Source organism: Caldanaerobius fijiensis DSM 17918 (assembly GCF_900129075.1).
Classification (GTDB): Bacteria; Bacillota; Thermoanaerobacteria; order Thermoanaerobacterales; family Caldanaerobiaceae; genus Caldanaerobius; species Caldanaerobius fijiensis.
This window is the reverse complement of sequence record NZ_FQVH01000014.1, coordinates 1-18,392: the sequence shown is the minus strand read 5'-3', so window position 1 is coordinate 18,392 and position 18,392 is coordinate 1. Positions and strand designations below refer to the sequence as shown.

Sequence of the window (18,392 nt, the reverse complement as noted above, 5' to 3'; positions counted from 1 at the left end):
AGGTGATATTTTATGAGCTCACATGACATAGAAATCTTAAGCACATACTCTCCTGTGCTATTGTTTGACAGGAAAGAACCTTTTTTGCCTGTAAAAGTCGGCTATACTATATTCGAAGAATCCGGCAAATCTCCCTCTACGCCTCTATTTGTAGCTTTAACTGATGAAGAAAAATATGCTATAGAGTACGCAATATATTGGGACTACGATATTCAGCATCTATATGAGTTAGAACATGTGTGGATATACGTTGGCAAAGATGATAATGTATCAAGGGTTAAAGCCAGCTGGCATGGCATATACAATGAATTTCCCAATGACATCTTAAAATTCGATAGCAAGCACGTGTACCTTTATTCCCAGCCTGGCAAACATGCATTTTCTCCTGTTGTCGATACATTTTTCCATTTTCCGGGCGTAATAGAATCCTGCTCGGTTCTGGCAGGCACGGAGGGGTTACTGCTTACATCTGTTTTTCAAGGTGTTTACCAAAAAAGCGCTTTAAAAGATTATCTCGCTCGAAAGTATTTAGAAAAGTTTGCCTTTATCCCCTCTCTCGAATTTGACAAAGAGTACCGTTTTTCTGAGGATATGTTCGTCCGCTGGGAAGAATTGTATGAGTGGATACCAAAGCGCATAAAAGAATGTTTGTACAACATCTTTGATGAATTAATAAAATTATAAAGAAAGGAGATCTAATTTGAACCGCTTCTATTTAATTTTATTTTTGATCTTCACATCAATATTCACTCTCACTGCGTGCTCCCCTGGAAACCCAAAATATAATGTTTATACCGGAACAATTGAAGCCACAACAATAAATATCCAATCTGAAATTTCCGGACGAATAATCATTGTATATGTAAAAGAAGGCGACAAAGTAAAAAAAGGCGATAAAATTGCGCAACTCGATGTAAGGCAATATGAAGAGCAAGCAAAAGCCGCAAAGGCAGCGCTGGAAATAGCTCGGCTAAAATACGATAAAATAAAAACTATGAACACAACAGAATCTGACATAGCAAAATTAAATGTAGAACAGGCTCAGGCAGAATATTCCCTGACAAATTTAGCAGTAGAAAAAGGCACTATAATCTCTCCAATAGATGGTACCATAACTGCCGTATACTCAAACCCAGGAGAAATAGCTTCACCAGGAGGAAATATTGCACAATTATCTGACCTAAATAATTTATGGGTTAAAATATACATCCCTGAAAGGTATATTTACAAGGTTTCGCTAAACAAAGAAGTTCTCCTAAAAGTAGATTCATTGAACAGCTATATAAAAGGCAAAATCGTACATATTTCTTCTGAAGGTGAATTCACTCCAAAAAATACAGTGACAAAATCTGCAAAAGAAGACGTAGTTCATGAAGTGAAAATACTTATTGCTGTTGATAACCTTTCTATAAAAGTACCTGCGGGTAAAATATTTGGTCTCTTGGGACCTAATGGCTCTGGAAAATCAACTACGATAAGAATGTTGTGTGGCATTATAAAACCAACATCAGGTACTGGAACTGTCATAGGATATGATATCATAAAAGAAAGTGAAAAAATCAAAAAATCAATTGGATACATGTCACAAAAATTCAGCCTCTATGAAGACCTGACTGTAAAAGAAAACCTTGATTTTTATTCGAGTATCTATGGACTCAATAAAAAACAAAGAATTATAAAAGAAAAAGAAGTAATTGAAATGGCTGGTCTAAACGGAAAGGAAAAACAGTTGGTGTCGACATTATCTGGCGGCTGGAAACAACGCCTTGCTCTTGGATGTGCTTTATTACACAACCCAAAACTCCTCATACTCGATGAACCAACGTCAGGTGTTGACCCTTTATCCCGTAGAATGTTTTGGAATACCATCAGAAAATTGGCACAGGAAGGGCTATCGGTCTTGGTGACCACACATTACATGGATGAAGCTGAAATATGTGATTTTGTAGCATTTATGTTTGACGGCAAACTCATGACATTTGGAACTCCCGCTGATATAAAAAGTTCAAATAAATTAAATAGCCTTGAAGATATTTTTGTAAAATTTGTGAAGGGATGACAATGCATGGACATACATAGACTTTATGCCATTATCAAAAAAGAATTCATACAAATAAAAAGAGACAAACCAAGCCTGATCATATCGCTGGTGATGCCTGTAGTCATGTTATTTCTTTTTGGGTATGCGGTAGCAACAGAAGTAGAACATATACCTATGGCCGTTTTAGATCAAAGCAAGACCCAGGAAAGCAGAGATCTAATAAGGGCATATAAAAATTCACTTTATTTTGATCCAGATTACTATGTTGATAACATAAAAGATCTCGATATGCTGCTTGCCGAAGGAAAAGTGCGGGCTGCTTTAATCATCCCATCGGACTTCTCTCTATATAAAAGCAAGCCAACGCCTGTGCTCTTGAAAATAGACGGCTCAGACCCTACAACTGCAAGAACAGCACTATCAAGCGGGGTAATGGTTGCCCAATCATTCTCTAATAAGAATATAATTAATGATTTATCAAAAAAAGGTGTGCGCTTTCTGCCATCTGGAATAGATTTAAGAACCAAAGTTGAATACAATCCCAACTTAAATACATTGGATTTTACAATACCTGGTTTATTAGGACTTGTCATGCAAAACATCACTATAATCCTAACAGCATTTGCTCTTGTTAGAGAAAAAGAAAGGGGTACAATGGAACAACTTATCGTTACGCCAGTGAAATCCGCCGAACTGATGGTAGGCAAACTTATACCCTATATAATCATAGGGTATGCAGATTTTTTGATGGTGTTGGCATTGAGCGTGTACTGGTTCCACATACCTATTAACGGCAACATATACCTACTGTTAATTTTGGGATTTGATTTTATCATTTGTTCATTGGCAATAGGCATTTTAATATCCACAGTTGCAAAAACTCAGACACAGGCAATGCAAGGAGCTTTTTTGACTTTATTACCTACTATCATTCTCTCTGGATTTATTTTTCCTCGCGAACAAATGCCTGTTGCTATAAGGGCAATAAGCGATATTTTCCCTTTGACGTATTTTCTCGTTATATTAAGGGGAATCATCATTAAAGGCATAGATGCTAACATTCTTTCGCAGCAAATTCTCATAATGACTATCATTGGTGTGGTTCTTCTAATAGCTGCCGTGTTAAGGTTTAGGAAGAGACTTGATTAGGAACACAATTATCGCCCTTAATTATTGGCGTTCAATTGAAAATCAATTGAACGCCAACCAATATTCCATATTGCTAATATTTAACTGTAACAATCCGCTCTACTGTTATGATATTTAGAAACTTAGCGGTCTCTTTCTAATCCTCTTTAGAGTAACTTCACCATGTTTTTCTGAAGAAAAATCTTTTATTTCTATAATGGCGTTACTTATCAAATCAATGATGGCCATATCTGCGATGTGATGAACCTTTGAGCAGAATTTCAAATAATCTCCTTGCGCTGTTTCATCAGAAACCTCTGTAATCCAGTCTACCGTTGTGACGTTAGGATAGCGATGAGCAGCATGCCTGCTGGATTGTTCAGGTTTACATGCAACCCAATAAAATATATAGTTCTTATAATAATCTGCCGGAAACATTTTAGGCATCCAGCTGCTTGCATACTTTTCAAATCTATCCTTCCAGTCCAGTTGCCACTTTACAACTTCTCCATCTTCATTAAGCCGCTCGGCTACTTTTCTTTGCATCTGCTCAAATACTTCTTTTTGGTATTCGAAACCAGGTTTATCCAAATAGTAAAAATATCCATAAAATATTCCTCTGGGAAGCCAGAACCCCCTAAACCACGGCGCTACATATCCAGAAAATTGCTGATCCCATTCATGAGAAGGAACTCCATGGTTATCGACCAACACATCGGGTAACCACTTTCTCCAGACTCGTGGTACTGCTTCGCTTTCTCCGTACTTTGTCTCCTTCCAGTAGTCATTAGCAATCTCTTTACCCACCGAGTTATATCTTGCCACGTGAAGTTTCCATTTAGGATTTTGCTTTTGCAGTTGGTAGTGAATATAGCTTCCGTCGGGATTTTCCATAGGAATAATAGTAAGATTTATTTTTTTAAGGTACTCTCTATAGCGCTCATCTGTTATAAATTTTTGAATCAACATAAACGATGAATTCGTACTCGACACTTCATTAGCATGATGCCTGTTGACTATCATATAGGTAGGTTTATAGTTTATTAATTTAGTCCTGGAACAAAGGCTTACATTAAACTCAGAGGTTATGTCTACAGCGTAAATGCTCCTTCCTTGATAAGACCTGCTGACCTCCCATATATTCACTTCAGGGATATTTTTAAGCTGATTTATAATTTCAATATAATCCTCATAACCTATAACTTTATCTTGTGGGATATTTAATCGACTTTCTGAAAGCTTCGGATACTCATAACAACCTTTGTCATCTCCTCCTTTTACATTTATTTCATATAGTAAAGTGCGTCGAGTTGTATCATATAAATTGATCTTAATTTTATTTAACGAGCGCGCCGCTGCCTTTAAAGTTCTGGTTCTCAAGCCACTGTTGTAAAGCTCACAAAAAGTCTCTAGCAGCAGAGAGATCCTTTCAAAATTATCCTCAGCAAAAACATCTACTTCCAGTTCTTGTATTTCTCCATTTTTCATACCAATTCTATCAACTCTGATAGAATAACTGTCTAGCTTTTTTATTTGATATAAATCATCTTCAATATAGAACCTTGGACCTGGATATTTTTCTGAAGATAAACTAACTTTTATACTAGAAGGTTGACCATTTCTCTTCTCAATATATGGCAGTATCAGTCCCGGCTCTGACAAAGCCTTCCCTATACTTCTTTCCCCAAAGGTTTTAAAAAAATCTAGTGCCACAAAGTACATATCTTCATGCAGTGCATCCAAAGCAGATATCCTGTCTTCTCGAATATTAAGGTCATAGTCCGGCTCGCTTGCATAAATCTCCATTTTTAACTCCTTAAAAAATGGTTGTTTCTCTACTGCAGGTTGTCCATTGGTCCTTTCCAGTACGTAATTCTTGCATCTGTTTAAAATCTCCCGCTGGTATATATCCCATATATGTTCCAGGTCAGTCTTTATATTTTCATCGACTATTACTTTTCCATTGACGCGCACTGTAATCCATCCCGTTGAAGGATGAACCTTTCCTATTTTAGGATACTCATCTAGGTAAGGCCTTTCCGAATATTTTACCTTATAACAATCTCCTAAGATTATTTCCCCTTCAAAATTTTTTACTATTATTTCATAAGTGGCATCATCATCCTCAAAAGTTTCAAAACGGATTTTTTCTCTATCTATATTCAATTCCTTTGCAAGTAAATCGTCAACAGGATAGATTTCCTGCAACCATCTTATTGGTAAGTCAAACCACTTTTCATCATCGCCATTATAGGAATCATAACTAGGCAGGGCTCCCTCAATGCTGCCCCAATCATCCTTGCCTTCTCTTAAAAATCGCTTGAATCTTATAAGGATTTCTCCAATCTTGTCTTGCACATTCATTTCCTTTATTTTAGGTACAATTTTCTCCATTATCCAGCTGAGACCCTGCTTATAAGAACAATAGATATCAATCTTTTCTAAATGCGCGCCTTTCTCTTCTAGCCTTTGACGTATTTCGTCTTCCAATTTATTCCTTACCTCTTTTTCCTCACTCAAAAGCCCTTCTATTACAACTCTGTCACCCTCACCAATTCTCGGGTATACTTTTTGTTCCAAGATTTCCTTAAACTTATCAACTTCCCAAGGTATATCATAATACTTTTGCCATACTATCTGTTCATCCTTATATGAATTAAACTCAATATTTTTTAAGTTGAATTTGTGCTTAAAATATGCTCTAACGTCAAAATATGATTTGCTATCAAGACCACTATCACTTTTCTCAAAATAGCACTTGACTTCTTTCCCGGCAACCTTCCCTTCAAGAGATCTTAATTCTGCTGCCAATGCCGTTATCTGGCCATCTAAAGTTGTCCCACTTAGCACCTCATTGATTGTCTGCTTTAAGTCATTTATTGCCAAATCTTTATTCTTATCCAAATAAGGAAGTACTTCAGAAAAACAAATCGATGTATCAAGCAAGTCTTGCTTTTCCCCGCATATTAATACAACATCACTACCGTCGTCATGCAAAACCTTGATTTGACTAGTATAATCATTTTTCCCTTCGCTATCACTGCCATTTATGTACCGCTCCGCAGTCCGACCTATAAAAATGGAAGTCTTACATCCTTTTTTAAACTCTTTTTCACAGCACACTAAAGGAAGTGTGATGCCCACAGTTTCAATTCCAAGTCTCGCTGCCACATTGCTGGCGGCAATAACCTCATAATCATCAGCTTCATCGGGAATGACGATTTTACAAGAAACGCTATCAGGTATAAAATCTCCATCGGTATCTTCCAGTAAACCACCAATTTCATACAAATTGCAAACGTCAATATAGGATTTTGAAGTGTTAAAACAACTTTCTATTCTGCAACATTCAAAATCTCTACTATTGCTTAATTCATGCCCCTTAATAACCACGCTCCTCTCTTTAACTCCGTCACTCAATAAAAGCTCCGTTTCACCCACAAAATTCCACATAAATTCCTTTAAATTTTGTTTTATGCAATCCATGGCATAATCTATATTTTCAGCGACTAAAAGAAACTTGCAGCTGTAAATTCCTTCATACCTGTTATCAATAACCAGCTTTATGAGTTCAGCCTTTTTTACAGGCAATTTTCTTAAAATACTCGCTTTTACCTCATCGAATTTTAAAGCCCCTTCCTTGACCTGCCATACATAAGGAAATCTAGCATATAAATAACTGCCCCCATATTCTAGGGCTTTTTCCGAAGAAGACTTTATTAGCACTGAACTTTCTGTTTCATCCCTAACCAATTCTATTGTAACTATATTATCAGCCCATTCATCGTCGCTGTTCTCAAGTTTAATATAGATATTGACGCCTGGTAGCTTTGATATTGCAGTCACTTTCACAACTGGCAAATTTAATCCTGTTGTTTCAAATCCTATTCTTGCAGCGAGATTTGCTGCTACCTTCTTTGCTGAAATACTTGAATTCTCATCTAAAATAATGCAACCTTTCATACTATCCGCAAGACCATCTTTATTAAAATCGTTGAATATACCATTTATCGTAAATAATTCTTCCAAACTTTGCATCAAAATACCTCCAGTCTATATCATTAATTTATTTATTTTAATATATCCTCTATCCTATGAAATATCAAGCACTTCAAATTGCAATATTAAATGCAAAACTTTTTAAAGATTAATAAAACTATAATTTGCTAAACATGGTTTAATATAGATAGGATACGCGTAAAAAAACATAACATGATGTATCCAAATAAGATGCTTCCCAAAAAAGTATCCTTAAATGTCTCTTCCCCTCTATGAATTTTTTTAATTATACTTATCGTGTTAAAATATAAAGCCATTGCTGATACCACTAAACTTACCAAAATAAAATAATCCCAAACCATAGTTTTATCCCCCCCTCTTTCCCATTAGGTATTATCAAAGAGGAAAAAGGCACTCAAATGTAGAAAAAAATCTCACCGCAAAAAAATAAAAATACAAAGGAGTATAAAGTCTTATGTTAAATATTCGACACATAGTAGGTGCAGTCCTTCTTTTTTGTAACGGATTAATAAAAATAATCAATGAAAGCAAAGATTTTTATGAACTCGAAAAAGGAGTATATAAACTCTGCCAAAATGCCTGTAACCAAATTTTCGTATATAGGTGTTGACAAAATGCTTTTTGTTTGATAGAATATAGAACTGTCAGGGCGAGAGTTGCTGAATGCTTGATTAAGCGCCATTAGCTCAGTTGGTAGAGCAGCTGACTCTTAATCAGCGGGTCTGGGGTTCGAGTCCCTAATGGCGCACTACTATTTATGCGGGTTGGAAGGTTTTAAAAAAAATAATAAAAGGTCGAATTTCTGCCATTTTCCTACTTAAGTTTATTGAGAGCGGAAATTTTGTTAATTGCTACAAAATTTCCGCTACTTTCATTTTCTCTTATACTACAACCCGTTCCAAAAAACTTACAAGTTCATTGAACGTTGTCACTTGATAAAAGCCATCTATGTGCGGTTTGTACCTGCTCATTATTGTCGACTGTATCCCATTTGCTTTGCTTTACGTGATTTAGCCACGTTTATCATTCTAAAAAGTCAAGCTATTATAGTTTATTGTTTTTGCAATCATTTGCTTTACTTCATTATCATTAGGCCATCCAATTAAATCTTTCAAATCATGTTCAATCGCATACAAATCTAACCTCTTACCTAAATTCTTAAATTCAAATAGTTCAGGATAAAATTCATGAAACCATTCTAAAAGTTTTGCATAATCTTCTTTTTTGGCAAATTTTCTAAATTCTTTAGACATATATTTTTTTGGATACTCAGCCATTCTTCTTATAGTATCCAAAGCGAAATCAATAGAAGATAAGTTTGTTCTTTCAAAATCCAAAATTCCGACAATTATGTTACCCTGAATCAGGATGTTGTCAAAATGCGCATCCCAATAAACTAAAGCGATTTTTTGTTCAGTTAAGACATTATGATTTTCTTTTATAAAGTTCTTGATTGCTTGTACAAATTCCGTCGATATAATTTTCTTATCTTCAATTTTCTTCAAGGAATTCTGGATTTGATCAAGTATTCTGTCATGCCAATTGACCGAAGAATTTAATTTAAATCTTTTTGTGAACTCTTCATAAGAAGATTTGTTAATTACTCTTAAAATTTCACATAGTTGTCTTATTATATCCCTTCTCTCGGAATTACTCATCAAATGCCATTTTGAATACAAATTATCTCCCTGAATTTTGGGATATATCATGAAAAATTTGTTATAAACCTTCTTAGAATTGTCATATACACTGATTTGTGGAACAGGGATTTTATCCTTGAAGAAATCATAGAAAAAAACCTCTTTCTCAAAATTATCTTCGTTTTCTTCATCCTCACAAACTTTAAGAATAAACTCGTTATTTATTAAATATACTTTGTTTGTGAAACCAATTTCGATTTTTTTGATTGATTTAACTTCTCCTAAGTTATTTTGAAGAAAAATTTGTTTTACGATTTTCTCATCCATATGAATTCCTCCCTCATATCCATACTGGATAAGCAGTTTCAGTAATTTTACAAATTGGGCGCCATCATCTCCTGTAACCTTATCTTTGTAATTCAAAATATCATCAGTTACTTCAGTGTGCTTTAATAGCTGGGCATTTTTCATCGTTCGAGGCTTTCTCTCTAATTCATCGAGATGCTCTATTTGTATCTTATCTCATTACAGCTATAAGCTCTTTCATAGCCCTGACCTCAGTACTTTATTTGGCTCAATTTTATTTTAGCATATATATGAATAAAAGATAAAAAAATAAGAGCCATAAGGCTCATTAACGCATCAACAAACAAAATGAAAAGCTCCATCTTCACTTTCACTGAAAAAATCTCCATAAGTTAAACTAAAGACACTATCCCATCTGCCTTGATGCAATTTGCGCGAAATGTCACACCTGTTCTGTATGAGCTTACCCAACACACCCGCTCCTGCTATATCTCCCTGTATTATAGCTCCATAGATAATATTTCCCTTATACACCACCTTGTAATAATACCCGGGGCCATCACATACCGCGACATCGTAGCTACTATCAGGCGGTTCAGCATAACCATAGCTTATGGTGGGCAGGCCAAAAAACTTCATGGAATTTTTAAAAGCAAAGTTATCTTCAAGGACCTTATTTATCCCTACCATATTGTATGCCGCCACCTCCCCTTGCCTTACAGCCACAGGCCAAATCGGCGTTAGTGTGTATTGCCTTATAAACATCTCATAAGACTGACATACGTCACCAGCTGCATAAACATCCTCTATAGAGCTTCTCTGATGTTCGTCTACCAAAATGCCTTTTTGAGTTTTAAGCTGTCCCCCTTCCACCTCGGGAAAACTGGGCTTTACACCTACCGCCACGATTATCATATCGGCATCAATTGTGCTGCCGTCGGATAAGGCAACTCCCTTCACGTCCCCTGTAGCGCTATAAATTATTTTTGAAATCGCCTTACCCGTCATGATTTCTATCCCTTTTTCTCCAAAAAGCTCCTCGTAATTCTGAGCCGCTTTTTGGTCCAGTTGCTGAGGCAATATATGCTCTTTCATCTCCACCACAGTCACTTTAACTCCGCGTCTATTAAGGCTTACTGCTACGTCCAACCCTATAAGGCCTCCACCGATCACTACAGCGCGTTTGCACGCCTTAGAGGCTTCTTTGATCCTCTGGGCATCGCCTATGTTTTTTAACGTAAAGATGTACCTGCCTTTTTCCATTCCTTCATGTAACCCTTCCAAAGGCGGAACAATAGGTGTAGAACCGGTAGCTATAAGGAGCTTATCGTATGTATACTCTCTTCCATCAGAAGCAATAACGCGTTTTTCATAAGGCTGAACCTTTACTATCTCGGTGCCCTTTATCCACTGTATCTTGTTCCTCTCAAAAAAATCATCTTCCACAAATGTCATTTCATCCAAAGACCTGTCGCCGCTGATAAAAAGGTGAAGCATACAACGGGAATATACCATCTGATCCTTTGAAATTAAAGTTATATCTCCTTCCCTGTCTAATTTCCTAAGATTTCTCGCGCAACTCATTCCAGCAGCGCTGGCACCTATAATCACATACCTCATGAATATCCCCTCACTTTAAAACTACATCGATAAGTTGAATGGCCTCTGTAGGACAGCTTTCCACGCAGGCAGGGGCTTCCTCTCCCACGCACATATCGCACTTTACAGCAGCAGTCCCATCCCAGTTAGGCTTGATCATGCCATAAGGGCACGACATAACACACATAAAGCAACCAGCGCATATTTCTTGATCGCAGATTACATATCCCGTTTTCTCATCCTTCTTCAAGGCGCCGGACATACACGCCTTTACGCATTCCGGATCATCACAATGTCGGCAGAAAATAGGTATAACCCTTCCCTGGTTATCTAAAACAATCTGGTTGGTAAACTCATTGACCTCATCCAAAAGATCCAGCTCCAACACCGAGCGTACGCCTGCATGATGGGCCATACATGCCAGGACGCAGTTCATACAACCCTGGCATGCATCTGGCTGTACATATATCCTCTTCATCTCCAACACCTCTTTACAGTCCCAGCTGTTTCCTGCGCTCCAATATAATAACTTCAAGCTTATCGGCAGAGGACTTTACATCTCCATCCACTATCAGTCTTCCTCCGGTAATGTCGGGTAATTGCTCTGTCAAAATCTCTGTCACCAGCTTGCTTCCCGCTATAAAAGGAGGAAGTGCTAGATGCAAAGGCAATCCCAGCGCCAACCCGAAAGCGCCGTCTGCCAACGCCTGCTCTTCTAACCATTGAGGAGCTGATAACACCAGTGGCAACTGTGGAATATCTATATTCAGCATTTGAGCCAGCTCCGCTGCCACCATCTCCAACCTACCTATAGCCAGACACGGCCCGAAATTCAATACAGGAGGAATACCCAAAGACCTGCAAACATCTTTTAGACTATCACCAGCGAGCTCTACCGCGTCAGGCGACATAAGCCCGCAATTTTCCAGGCCTCCACTGGTGCATCCTGCAGACAACACCAGTATATCTCGCTTTATAAGCTCCTTGGTCAGCTCTACTGTGAAGACATCGTGGCCTATGGCGGTCAAATTAGAACACCCTACGATTCCCGCTATCCCCTTAATCCTGCCGGAGGCGACGAGATCCATAAGGGGCTTATAGCTACCACCTAAAAATTCTTTAAGCGACATCTCGCTTACCCCTGTCAGGGAGTTTTCATAACCGTGATCAGCAGGCACATCTATACTTACTCTGCCTCTCCTGGACTTGTAACTGGCCACGGCTTCTTTGATAATCTTATCAGCTATTTCCTGCGCCTTTTCGGGACTGTACTGAATCAGATCTGCATTGGCTTTTTTAGTCACGTCGTCTATGCATATCTGCTTTACCATGTACTTATCAGCAACGGTCTCAAGGCCTGGAATAGTACAGTTAAACTCGGACACCACTAGGTCTATCGCTCCTGTAGCCAACACTGCTTCGCTGGTAAAGTTGTTACCGACGTGCCCTGCAAATATTTCCTCAGCGTGCTCACCCCTTAACTGGAAGTCCTGGCCCACACACGTGCAACCTATAAGCCTGAAACCTTTAGCCCCGGCCTCCGCAGCCATTTTCTTTACATCTTCATCGCCCAATCGTTTCAGCAAAACACCAAAGAGCGACTGTTGATGGCCTGTAGGCATTATGTTTATGTAATCAGGATCTATAACCCTGAATCCTACAGCTGCCGACCTCAATACAGGTTCTCCCATCATTATATCGTTAAGCTTATTGGTCAGCGCTAAACCATAAATCCCTGTCGCTATGCCCAACCTCAGCACATGCATCAGCATATCCACAGGATCGCTGGACAGATTGGTGCTGCTCTTGACCACAGCGTCAAAGACCTCTGACTTAGCACCGCCAGGCAGAATGCCCAGCTTACTCCACTTCTCATACCTCATCTCAGGTGCCATATACTTTAGCATTTCCATTTCTTGCTCCCTGGGCTTATAGAGATCTGACATCACCATATCTGCCAGCCTTGATGCCCTTTCACTTTCACTTTGAGCTTCTATTCCTAGCTTTTCCGAAAGCATTTGCAGCGTTCTGACTCCTTTTAATTCCATATCCATCTGCCCTGTAGCTATCTTTTTGAGGTTGTTGGCCGCATTTTCTACCACATGTAGATAACATCCTGCACCTGCAGCTACCGCCCTCAGGAAATTGCGCGCTACGATAGTATCTGCGTCAGCCCCGCATACTCCTCTCTGGTGTTTAGGCGTAATCCTACAAGGTCCGTTGGCACACAGCCTGCAACATACCCCTTGAAGACCAAACCCGCACTTTACATTCTGGCGCGGCTTTCGATGAAACGATGTCTCTAAGTCCTTTTTACTCCTGATAAATTCGCCTAACCTTTCATCAGCTGTTTCACAAAGTGTGCAAATTTCCATATATATCTCCTCCTACATTGATATTAAAGTATACTATTTTAGTATACTATTATTGACAAATAAAGACAGAAACTGAAATCAGTTTCCATCCATCTTCGCTAGCGTAGCAAAATCATATTTTTCAAACTCTCTAGACACCACATCCATAACCGAGCAAAAAGCCCTGTGTACCGCGCAGTAACCTGTAGCGTTTTTATTACAGGCAGCAGGATCTATCTGACACCGGGTCAGCGCCATGGTACCTTCTACCGCTAGTATTACGTCTTTCATGGTAATACTTTCAGGGCTTTTTGCCAGACTGTAACCTCCGTTTTTACCGCGAGAAGACTCAATAATACCTGCCTTTATTAAGTCCCTGCATATCTTGAGCAAAAACCTTTTTGGTATTTTCTCCGCCTCTGAAATGGCGTCAGCTTCTACCATCTCGCCTTTTTTCCTCGAAAGGTGAAGGACAATTCTCAATGCGTAATCCGATGCCTGCGTAAGCCTCATCTGCTCACCCTTATCTATTTATAAAGTATACCAATTTGGTACACAATTATTTTATATCATCGTTTTTTATTTGTCAACATCTTAGTATACATCAGCCAATATAGCCCTATTTTCTGAGATGTAAAACATCGGCTACACGCCTTATCACCATGAGGTACTGGAAAATCTTTTCCCACACAATGGTCATCAGGCTCTGTAGCCATGCTGACTCAAACCACAAAACAAAAGTTTGTGATAAAATATATAGAAGAACTTTTAAGAAAGGAGATATATCCCTATGAAAATTGGTATTATAAGTGATACTCATGGAGATTATAGATCATGGGAAAAAGCGTGGAACTTTTTAAATAATGCAGATGTTATTTTTCATGCAGGCGATGTACTATACCATGGGCCACGTAATCCAATTCCTGAAGGATACGATCCAAAAAAACTTTCTAATGCATTAAATACCTGTTCTATTCCTTTGCTCATTGCTCAAGGAAATTGTGATGCCCATGTAGACCAAATGATGCTTGATATTCCTATACAAACACCCTATGTTTTCTCTATAATTTATGGGAAAAGATTCATGATTCAACATGGGCACAACATTTCCGATGAAGATATACATAATCTAGTTCGCAGGTATAAATTAGATTTTTTTATAACAGGCCATACGCATATTCCTCTATTGAAAAAAATTGATAGCTGTATATTGATTAATCCTGGTTCAACCTCTCTTAGCAAACGCGAAGATAAAATCAATTCGCTAGGACTTATTGAAGATGGAACTGTTAGAATAATAGACGTAGAAACAGGAGAAAATATTCTTTCTTTGAATTTCAATGTGACACCTCATATCCCCTGAAGGAGATAGGCTTATTTCTGGCCTAGCTCTCCAGGATCATCGGTTTTCGCTAGCAAACTCCTCCATATATGCTTACGCGCCATATGCCATCGCAAAGATATTTTGCGGCTATACCGGTGCTACCGCACGGTATGCTTTATTCCTCGTTCTGCTTGTTTCGGCAGAGATGGTACCTGCCGTACCTACGTAATAGGTGTCCCCACAAACATTCATTTCTCGTTGTATTTTGATAATTACCTGCCGAATTTAAGTTAAAATATCTGTTTTTTTAAAGAGGTATTGAAGCTTTTTGCTTCAATACCTCTTTGTGTTTTGCATTTTCTCTTTTTGTGCCGTAAGCGTTGGATGCAATCACTTGTAAGCTTAAACGGACTGTAAGCTTTAAAATGTTTTAGCGACTTCCTGAGCTCGCTTTATTGCCTCTGACACTATTTTTTCCACATCTTCTCCTATTATATCCAGCTTCTCTGCTACGATGGTTTCTACTTCAATTCCCATAAAACCAAATATTGTCTTTATATATCTGTTTGCCATTTCAAACCCTGCAAAAGGTCCATGAGTGTATTCTCCGCCAGTGGCCATGATGTGAATGGCTTTTTTGCCCTTCATCAACCCTACAGGCCCTTGCTCTGTGTACTTGAACGTTATACCTGATACTGTTATGTAGTCGATGTAGGCCTTTAAAATGGAGGGAATACCCAAGTTCCACATAGGAGCAGCTATAACGTACTTATCAGCTTCTGCAAACTGATATGCGTATTTTAATATTGGATGGTCTTTTGAGCTGTCAGTTTTTGGCCCAAATATGCTGTTGATGTCATCCAGCGTCAAAAAGTGTATTTTTTCTTTGTACAGATCTAAAGTGATGATCTCATCTTGAGGATTGTATTCTCTATAGGTTTCTATAAATTTTTCAGATACCCTGAATGTCCTTGATACATCGTCATTTTTGGGGTTTGCTTTGATGTACAACAATTTGCTCATATTTGTTCTCCTTTCGAAAAATCTTTGGTTTAAAAATTGACTTTTTTAAGCACTTTACCAGATATGTCGAATAAAAATCCTTCTCCGTGCTCTATATAAAACACCTCAAAGGTTGGATTATCCGCTGATTTATAAATAGCTTTTATACTTGGGTTTTTATCTAGCACTGCCTGTTTTAAACTTAAGTCATCAGTAAACACTACTTTGCCTGATAATCTGACACTGATCATGTCACTGGATGTACTTGTAAATTCAGCATAGGGGTTTTTTTGCAGCTCTCTATATACATTTTTAGTATTAGATGTACAAAAATAAAATTTACCATCTTGTTCAAATTGAAACTGCCATGGCCTTACCTTGGGCTTTCCATTGTCTACAGTAGCAAAAGCGCCATTGGGGTTTTGAGTCAAAAACTTAACTATTTCCTCCATTATTATTCGCCTCCACTTATTGATATTCTTTTGATTTTCTAATAAAATGATAACGAATAATATTATTTTTTACAAGTACGACAATTTTTTATTCGTAGTATAAAAAAACGTACTATAAAGAGGTGTAAAAATGGAATTAAGAAAAGAATTGTTAAATGTAAAATGCCCTATAGCTGTAACTCAATGCATAGTTGCTGGCAAATGGAAGCTTGTCATAATATGGCAGCTTAGAGAAGGGCCCAAGCGTTTCAATGAGTTAAAAAGGCTTTTGCCCGATATAAGGCAAGGGTACTTGACGCAGCAGTTGAGGGAATTGGAGAGGGATGGCCTTATACACAGGAAAGTGTATAACGTGGTACCGCCGAAAGTGGAATATTCGCTGACCCAAATAGGTATTAAATTTCTAAAGGTCATGGATCAAATGTATGAATGGGGTAATGAATACATCGAATTTTTAGAAAAAGAAATCAACTTTAGCAATAGACCAGTTTAACTTGTTTTTTCTCAGGAATTATTTCCCGTCGTTTGACAACTTGCCGCCTATGTTAACATAATAATAAGATTTCGCCTTTTTCTTATTTGCTGAATGGCTTCGATAGCTTTTTGCACATCCTTTTCTGATATCTGCTGTGACTTTTCCCTGCCTCTAAAGGATAAGGCTTCTACAATAAGAAGCAAAAACCTTACTCCTTTAGAGGTAGGTTTTCCTGTCCACAAGAGCTTTACTAAAAAATTTCTAAAGTGATTATTCAAAACGCACCTCATATGGTCTCATCATTTCGTGGTCTTCATGTTCTAATATATGGCAGTGCCACGGATATATGCCGGTATAATCGCCAAAGCGTGCAATTATTCTTGTGATCTCCCCGGGATTGGCTCTTACAGTATCTTTCCACCCCCGCTCATTTAAATCCGGTTTTACTCTTGGACCAGTAAACACAACTTCACCGGTAGCCTTATAGTGATCCACATTCATCGACACTTTCTACTAATTTCTGATCTCTCACTTTAACAGCAGAACTCTCTGACAGCCATTCAATACGGCATAAGTGGTGGGGTATTCTGGAATTATCATGCACAAAATAAGGATATCCAACTCTAAACTGCATAATCTGGCCTGTGGTATCCGGATCTGGGGGATTACCGTCTGGAAACGGTGTTGGAGCATCATTGAGCAGTAGTATTTTTTCTCCTTCATATCCTGAGAAATCTACAATGACATCTGCCCGCTCAGCCGGCGCTAGAGTAATAGTGGTTACCTCAACAGACCTTTCTAATAAACCGACATCTGTTCCTATTTGATAGAAAGACTGACCTGTGGAAAATCTTAATCTATAAAACCTAGAATTAGAGCCGTTTAAAATTCGCAAACGGTATTTGCGGGGTTCTACATTTAAATAAGGCCAAACTTTGCCATTTACTAAAATTGTATTGCCAAAAAATTCCGGGACAATCGAGGGGTCAACTCCTGGCACAGGGGGCTCTGGCTGACTCGGGTAAAAAAGCGAACCATCTTTATTGAACGATCTATCCTGTATTACAAGAGGAATTTCGTGCTTTCCCCTTGGTAAATTCAAAGATCTCTCATGTTTATCCCTTATATAATACAATCCTGCCAAACCAGCGTATACATTAAGACGCGTAATTCCCAACGCATGATCATGATACCATAGCATAGCAGCTTCCTGGTTATTGGGATAGTAATAAACACCAGTAGAAAAAGCTGGCCCAGTTTCTCTGTATTTTCTTGTAAACCATGCCTCAGGATGGCCATCACATACCGCAGGCACATTTCCTCCGTGCAGGTGCACAACAGTCCTAACTTCAGGTGTATTCATACACCCATGAACCGTATGATCTACAGGCAGTAGATGCTTGTTAGGAAGGCTATTTATCCATTTCACTGCGATTGGCCTATTCCTCTCTGCCTCTATTATAGGACCAGGGTAAGATCCCTCATATCCCCATACAGTGGTTTCAGGAAAATACCTATGGAGCCTCTGTTTAATTTGTTTCATCCGAATTTCATAGTATGGTATATGCCAATTTTAACTCCAAGATTTTAGTCCTCTTTTGAAAGCAGGATAATTTTATCAAAGGGAAAATGAAGATAAAAAGTCCTGTTTTTTAAATTCTTTAGTTCCTGGCTTTTCTCCTTAGGCAATTCTACCTGAAACATCCATTTGCCACATTTTACTAAAAAAGTCTCTGAGAAAACCCCTTTAATTATGTCCACAACAGCGCACTCACAGGAGTTTTCCACAGGAGATGTAAAGACCTGCAGGTGATCATTCCTTATGCACGCTATTATATCACGATCAATGTACTCTCTTCTTTTAATTGCCCGCAGCTGAAAGAGTCCAGTGCTTATCACATAATAGCTCTGGGTTTCTTTTAATATCCTCGCTGTGAACTACATCGCCAATGAATTGGCGAGCTTCGTGCTCCCGATGAAACCTCGATGAAAGTCCCATCGGTACGCAACTGGGGTGTCCAACCCCACTACTGCCGTGATAGGTCTCCCTA

The 18,392-nt window shown here is 38.3% G+C and carries 18 protein-coding genes, 1 tRNA gene and 1 pseudogene; 7 read left to right on the top strand and 13 right to left on the bottom strand.

Features of this window, described 5'->3' with window-relative positions; translation table 11 throughout:
• Positions 1–12 precede the first annotated feature (12 nt).
• The 3 genes from BUB87_RS07150 to BUB87_RS07135 are packed head-to-tail and all read left to right on the top strand — an operon-like array spanning position 13 to position 3,190.
• Positions 13–684: a hypothetical protein gene (locus BUB87_RS07150; RefSeq protein ID WP_073343388.1), complete on the top strand. Its 672-nt coding sequence runs from the start codon at positions 13–15 to the stop codon at positions 682–684.
• A 16-nt stretch (positions 685–700) separates the two neighbouring features.
• Positions 701–2,059, top strand: coding sequence for an efflux RND transporter periplasmic adaptor subunit (locus BUB87_RS15180; RefSeq protein WP_084111003.1), 1,359 nt, complete (start codon positions 701–703; stop codon positions 2,057–2,059).
• A 6-nt stretch (positions 2,060–2,065) separates the two neighbouring features.
• On the top strand, positions 2,066–3,190 hold the full coding sequence (locus tag BUB87_RS07135) for an ABC transporter permease (protein ID WP_073343385.1): 1,125 nt from the start codon (positions 2,066–2,068) through the stop codon (positions 3,188–3,190).
• Between the two features lie 114 nt (positions 3,191–3,304).
• Here the strand turns inward: BUB87_RS07135 and BUB87_RS07130 are convergent, their stop codons facing one another.
• Entirely contained in the window at positions 3,305–7,207 is a 3,903-nt protein-coding gene (locus tag BUB87_RS07130; protein WP_073343382.1) for a M14 family metallopeptidase, read from the bottom strand.
• Positions 7,208–7,643: 436 nt separating this feature from the next.
• Here BUB87_RS07130 and BUB87_RS14705 point away from each other — a divergent pair.
• Positions 7,644–7,790: pseudogene (locus BUB87_RS14705) on the top strand (ISLre2 family transposase); the annotation flags it as partial.
• Between the two features lie 74 nt (positions 7,791–7,864).
• Positions 7,865–7,937, top strand: a tRNA-Lys gene (locus BUB87_RS07120).
• A 280-nt stretch (positions 7,938–8,217) separates the two neighbouring features.
• On the opposite strand, the gene BUB87_RS07115 is transcribed toward BUB87_RS07120, so the two are convergent.
• The 5 genes from BUB87_RS07115 to BUB87_RS07095 form a co-directional block, all read right to left on the bottom strand.
• Complete coding sequence (locus tag BUB87_RS07115) at positions 8,218–9,300, bottom strand: aminoglycoside phosphotransferase family protein (protein ID WP_073343376.1); 1,083 nt, start codon at positions 9,298–9,300, stop codon at positions 8,218–8,220.
• A gap of 171 nt (positions 9,301–9,471) precedes the next feature.
• Complete coding sequence (locus BUB87_RS07110) at positions 9,472–10,755, bottom strand: NAD(P)/FAD-dependent oxidoreductase (protein ID WP_073343374.1); 1,284 nt, start codon at positions 10,753–10,755, stop codon at positions 9,472–9,474.
• A gap of 10 nt (positions 10,756–10,765) precedes the next feature.
• On the bottom strand, positions 10,766–11,212 hold the full coding sequence (locus BUB87_RS07105) for a 4Fe-4S dicluster domain-containing protein (protein WP_073343371.1): 447 nt from the start codon (positions 11,210–11,212) through the stop codon (positions 10,766–10,768).
• 13 nt (positions 11,213–11,225) lie between these two features.
• Positions 11,226–13,109, bottom strand: coding sequence for an anaerobic carbon-monoxide dehydrogenase catalytic subunit (gene cooS, locus BUB87_RS07100; protein WP_073343368.1), 1,884 nt, complete (start codon positions 13,107–13,109; stop codon positions 11,226–11,228).
• Positions 13,110–13,187: 78 nt separating this feature from the next.
• The gene (locus BUB87_RS07095) at positions 13,188–13,601 is read right to left on the bottom strand and encodes an RrF2 family transcriptional regulator (RefSeq protein ID WP_073343365.1); all 414 of its coding nucleotides are present in this window, start codon (positions 13,599–13,601) and stop codon (positions 13,188–13,190) included.
• Between the two features lie 277 nt (positions 13,602–13,878).
• Between BUB87_RS07095 and yfcE the strand changes: the two genes are divergently transcribed.
• Entirely contained in the window at positions 13,879–14,451 is a 573-nt protein-coding gene (yfcE, locus tag BUB87_RS07090) for a phosphodiesterase (protein WP_073343362.1), read from the top strand.
• 381 nt (positions 14,452–14,832) lie between these two features.
• On the opposite strand, the gene BUB87_RS07085 is transcribed toward yfcE, so the two are convergent.
• Both BUB87_RS07085 and BUB87_RS07080 read right to left on the bottom strand, forming a co-directional pair.
• Positions 14,833–15,435 carry an FMN-dependent NADH-azoreductase gene (locus tag BUB87_RS07085; protein WP_073343360.1) on the bottom strand — a complete coding sequence of 201 codons (603 nt, stop codon included), beginning with the start codon at positions 15,433–15,435 and terminating at the stop codon, positions 14,833–14,835.
• 29 nt (positions 15,436–15,464) lie between these two features.
• A complete protein-coding gene (locus tag BUB87_RS07080) occupies positions 15,465–15,866 on the bottom strand; it encodes a pyridoxamine 5'-phosphate oxidase family protein (RefSeq protein WP_073343358.1) in 402 nt (133 codons plus the stop codon).
• Between the two features lie 130 nt (positions 15,867–15,996).
• On the opposite strand from BUB87_RS07080, the gene BUB87_RS07075 reads away from it, so the two are divergent.
• A complete protein-coding gene (locus BUB87_RS07075) occupies positions 15,997–16,359 on the top strand; it encodes a winged helix-turn-helix transcriptional regulator (RefSeq protein ID WP_073343355.1) in 363 nt (120 codons plus the stop codon).
• Positions 16,360–16,406: 47 nt separating this feature from the next.
• On the opposite strand, the gene BUB87_RS14360 is transcribed toward BUB87_RS07075, so the two are convergent.
• The 5 genes from BUB87_RS14360 to BUB87_RS14700 form a co-directional block, all read right to left on the bottom strand.
• The gene (locus tag BUB87_RS14360; RefSeq protein WP_159432376.1) at positions 16,407–16,544 is read right to left on the bottom strand and encodes a hypothetical protein; all 138 of its coding nucleotides are present in this window, start codon (positions 16,542–16,544) and stop codon (positions 16,407–16,409) included.
• Between the two features lie 67 nt (positions 16,545–16,611).
• Positions 16,612–16,842 carry a multicopper oxidase domain-containing protein gene (locus tag BUB87_RS15175; RefSeq protein WP_200792777.1) on the bottom strand — a complete coding sequence of 77 codons (231 nt, stop codon included), beginning with the start codon at positions 16,840–16,842 and terminating at the stop codon, positions 16,612–16,614.
• Positions 16,823–17,884, bottom strand: coding sequence for a multicopper oxidase family protein (locus BUB87_RS07065; protein WP_200792776.1), 1,062 nt, complete (start codon positions 17,882–17,884; stop codon positions 16,823–16,825). The genes BUB87_RS15175 and BUB87_RS07065 overlap by 20 nt, the downstream gene beginning before the upstream one ends.
• Positions 17,885–17,928: 44 nt before the next feature.
• On the bottom strand, positions 17,929–18,240 hold the full coding sequence (locus BUB87_RS07060) for a hypothetical protein (protein ID WP_073343350.1): 312 nt from the start codon (positions 18,238–18,240) through the stop codon (positions 17,929–17,931).
• On the bottom strand, positions 18,203–18,392 hold a 190-nt coding region (locus BUB87_RS14700), incomplete at its 5' end, for a hypothetical protein (protein ID WP_234945987.1). The genes BUB87_RS14700 and BUB87_RS07060, both read right to left, overlap by 38 nt.